The 3,382-nt window shown below is 39.1% G+C and carries 6 protein-coding genes; all 6 read right to left on the reverse strand.

Annotated features, from left to right (window positions below; genetic code table 11):
- A partial coding sequence (tssJ, locus tag WFM46_RS23265) for a type VI secretion system lipoprotein TssJ (RefSeq protein WP_336998677.1) occupies positions 1-282 on the reverse strand: 282 nt, incomplete at its 3' end.
- A gap of 78 nt (positions 283-360) precedes the next feature.
- Positions 361-1,095 (reverse strand): hypothetical protein, encoded by a 735-nt coding sequence (locus WFM46_RS23270; RefSeq protein ID WP_336998672.1) that lies wholly within the window; start codon positions 1,093-1,095, stop codon positions 361-363.
- Positions 1,079-1,534: a hypothetical protein gene (locus tag WFM46_RS23275; RefSeq protein WP_336998673.1), complete on the reverse strand. Its 456-nt coding sequence runs from the start codon at positions 1,532-1,534 to the stop codon at positions 1,079-1,081. The genes WFM46_RS23270 and WFM46_RS23275 overlap by 17 nt, the downstream gene beginning before the upstream one ends.
- A gap of 175 nt (positions 1,535-1,709) precedes the next feature.
- Positions 1,710-2,399 (reverse strand): hypothetical protein, encoded by a 690-nt coding sequence (locus WFM46_RS23280; protein WP_336998674.1) that lies wholly within the window; start codon positions 2,397-2,399, stop codon positions 1,710-1,712.
- Positions 2,400-2,437: 38 nt separating this feature from the next.
- Positions 2,438-2,923 carry a DUF4123 domain-containing protein gene (locus tag WFM46_RS23285; protein WP_336998675.1) on the reverse strand — a complete coding sequence of 162 codons (486 nt, stop codon included), beginning with the start codon at positions 2,921-2,923 and terminating at the stop codon, positions 2,438-2,440.
- Positions 2,924-2,925: 2 nt separating this feature from the next.
- Positions 2,926-3,382 (reverse strand): DUF2345 domain-containing protein (locus tag WFM46_RS23290; protein WP_336998676.1); only part of this gene is annotated, 457 nt, incomplete at its 5' end.

Consider the following 3,382-nt stretch of genomic DNA (forward strand, 5'->3'; position numbering starts at 1 on the left):
TGACGCCAGTATGTCGTCTTTAAGTACCGTATCGGCCTTGCGCAGCAGCGTCTGGTAATCGGCGGCATCAACCGCTTTACGATCCCTGAGCTGATAAACCCGCACCATTGTTGCCAGCGGCGTCTGTGCGCCATCGGCGTTAATGGCCGTGCGCGGGGTAAGATCCAGATGCAGTATTTTAATTTTCTTGTAGAAGATGGATTTCGTGATGCTGACCGTACCGTCCGTGACGGTCTGGATCAGACCGCAGCCTGCAAGCGCTGAACAAAATGCCGAAAGCAGGTATGCCTGAAAGCGTGCGTATTGCCTGAAAACACAACCAGATACGGGGATACTTACCCGAAATCTGATTTAATAATTCTACAAAACCAGTGCATTAATGAACCGTACAATAAATCCTTTGGATTTTAATATGTAAAAGTCATCATCATGAGCATCACTATTGAAAATATTCTCATTCTGATGGAATAAATCTTTTTCAAAGCCATGCCCAATAACAAACATTAACATGATATATATAGCTTGTATCTTTGACCTAGTATTATCATATTTGAATTTTTTAGTGCCCAACTCTATCAGAGCATTTATTTTATCTCGCCCCAAGAATTCGTATTTCCGAGGGTGAATATCACATAATAATTTATGCATACTTTCTATAAAATTGATTCTATGTATGTTTGAGAACATCTCAACTTCTAACCTGCCAAGAAAGTTTTTTGCATATTTGCCATCTTCCCCAATGACATTCTCGATATAGGTGCTAAATTTTTCATGAAGAGATAAAGATATTTCCAATTGATTTTTCGTCGGGAATTGGTCTGGCTTAAAACTAAAATCTGAGTACATTGGATCAGTTTCAAACTCAGAACCTAGCGTAACAGCCATATCGAAGTAAAGCTGAAGGGGACCACGTTGAGTAACCTTTGACCTCCCTGCCGTCTCAATTAGTTTTGCAATATTAGTTCTTAATGTTTTTTCATGCAGTGAATCATATATCAACGGAAAGATAGATTTGCAATGTTTCACTAGTTCACTAGCATAAGAATTAGATGAGTACGAATCTAACAATGCGAGTTGCTCAGCGTTTATTTTCATTTAGGTTACTTCCTTTTATAACCAACTTTGACAGAGAAATAAAATCACCAATTTCCTTTTCCTTATCTTCATATATTTTGGTTCTAATCTTGAAATCAGCATCAACATTAAGATTTCCATCACTTATAAATGATAAAATATCTCTATCCAAAAGAGTCCAGGTAAATTCAATATTTCCACCTTCAGGGATGTAAGTCATTTTTTTCTTTAAATCCCAACTAACTAGATTTGGCTTGAGTGGCATGCTCTTTTTGTTGCCGCGATCAGTTAATTTGACACTAGGCCCAGTTTTCTGAATATATTCTAGAGGGATATAGTAACCTTTGAAATATATATTCTGAAAGCTCACAATGACAGGAATTTCACTCTGATTATTGTATGTACACTCTTTCTGACCGCTGCAACTAACACTAATGGTGAAAAAATTATTATCTGTCATTTTTGAATTCTCTGCTAAAGAAATTGATGTATATAAAGGAGTTAATAAGCTTAATATTAGACAATATCGCATACTATCCTCCATCCTAAACCTCGTTCATTAAAAATCTCATTCGCTTCAATAGCTATAAGCCATCCATGTCTTTTCAGAATAATAGTATTCCCATATGCAGCCATTATCGTTGAAGCTGGGTCACTTGGATCTCCTCCATTATAGGGACAGACATTGGTGTATCAAGAGTCCCATCCGGTTTATAGTATACTACTTGATCATTCTCTTCCGCGTCAGGATTGTATCCATATTCATCAGGCAACCCATAGCAATGACCGAATTCGTGGGCATATGTCCATGGACCAGTATCCTTCGATACATCGAGAACATTTCCCGTGACTCCTTCACGATCATATTCATCGTGAATTTTGAATATATAGTGTTCATCAGACTTAACAAATAGTACCTTAAACTCAATTGGTAATATTTTAGTACCACATTTAGGGTCGACAACCTTTAATGAAAACTGATTATCCCAATATTTTTTGACCCCTTCTAATAATGATTTTTTAGCTTGTGTAACAGATACGTTATTTACCGCATCATCTGACTCATTTTTGAATCTGATCTCTACAACAACTATATTTTTTGTTTTGCAGAGGATACTTAATTTATACTGAACTGTTCCAAAATTATAATTATACGATTCGCCAGCCGCGTTTAACTGATCCGAATACCTTTTCCCAGTGTGTACTTTAATCTCCTTTGTATAATCCTTGCTCCAGCAAGAAGCACATGGTAGCGTAGCACTTATTGCAGGGTCTTCGCACCTAGCCACTTCAGACGGACTTTGAACGCCTCCACTTATTGCCATTAAATAAATCCTTTTTTGTCAGAATTACGATTCGAAAGTTACACAATGTAATGATATTCATCTTCGTACAGAAATCCCCACGCGACTACTCCAGTTGTAAATAACTGAAATTGTTGTTTCGTCAACACATCAGGTAAGTAAATAAGTACACGCGGATCATAATATCGCAGCATGCCTATTTTATTATTTGGTAGGATAACCTTTAAATTCCAATTTAAATAAAATAATAAGTCCCTGGTATTCAATGAGCTTAACAACCAAGAAACTGAAGGGTATTTCAGCTCAAGAGCATTTATTTTTCCCAGCCAGTGCTCACCTAAGATTGAGATATTAAGCAACCAAGGACCTGCAAATGCAAACCTTTTATCTTCAGAATGTTCGAATAATGATTTAACACCGTTAGTTTCATATAACTCATCTGAATACAATCGTTCATAATATGCGCCATCAATAAGGGCATATAGCTTTCGTGAATTATCTTCACATTGCAATGTGTACATATGTTCAGTCATATCATTAATCATAATTACTCCCCCCCAATTACTATTGGCGCACCATTTTCCGCAGCTTCAAGAAGACAACTCAGACATATTCCATTCTGACTAAAAGAGGGCATTAAGCTAAGAGATGATGGCCCCGCCGCCATCGTCCTTTTCACTTTGCGCATATACGTCGCCGTCGTACCATACTCGACCTTCCCGGCCTCAAGCTTCAGGTAACTGCCACCACCAATTAACGTGATACGTTTTTTCCCGGCCAGGGAGATGTCACCCGCTGAGCTCAGCGTCAGCTTCTTCTCTGCAAACAGCCGCATACTGGCGTTCTGCGCCTGCACCTCCACCGGCCCCTCCCCGGATTTCAGGTTCAGTTGTCCGGTCCGGGCAAAGAGCCCCAGTTTCTCCCCGGTAAGCAGGGTCGCATTTCCCATTGTTCCAATACTGATATCCCCCCCGGCGTTGATGACGACATTTTTCGTGGCCGTC

It is taken from the genome of Leclercia sp. M50, from assembly GCF_037150775.1.
GTDB lineage: Bacteria > Pseudomonadota > Gammaproteobacteria > Enterobacterales > Enterobacteriaceae > Enterobacter.

What these genes read in the sequence shown, in the direction of transcription:
- WFM46_RS23285 (WP_336998675.1), bottom strand. Translation starts at nt 2,923, where the DNA reads ATGATTAATGATATGACTGAACATATGTACACATTGCAATGTGAAGAT.
- WFM46_RS23270 (WP_336998672.1), bottom strand. Translation starts at nt 1,095, where the DNA reads ATGAAAATAAACGCTGAGCAACTCGCATTGTTAGATTCGTACTCATCT.
- WFM46_RS23275 (WP_336998673.1), bottom strand. Translation starts at nt 1,534, where the DNA reads ATGACAGATAATAATTTTTTCACCATTAGTGTTAGTTGCAGCGGTCAG.
- WFM46_RS23280 (WP_336998674.1), bottom strand. Translation starts at nt 2,399, where the DNA reads ATGGCAATAAGTGGAGGCGTTCAAAGTCCGTCTGAAGTGGCTAGGTGC.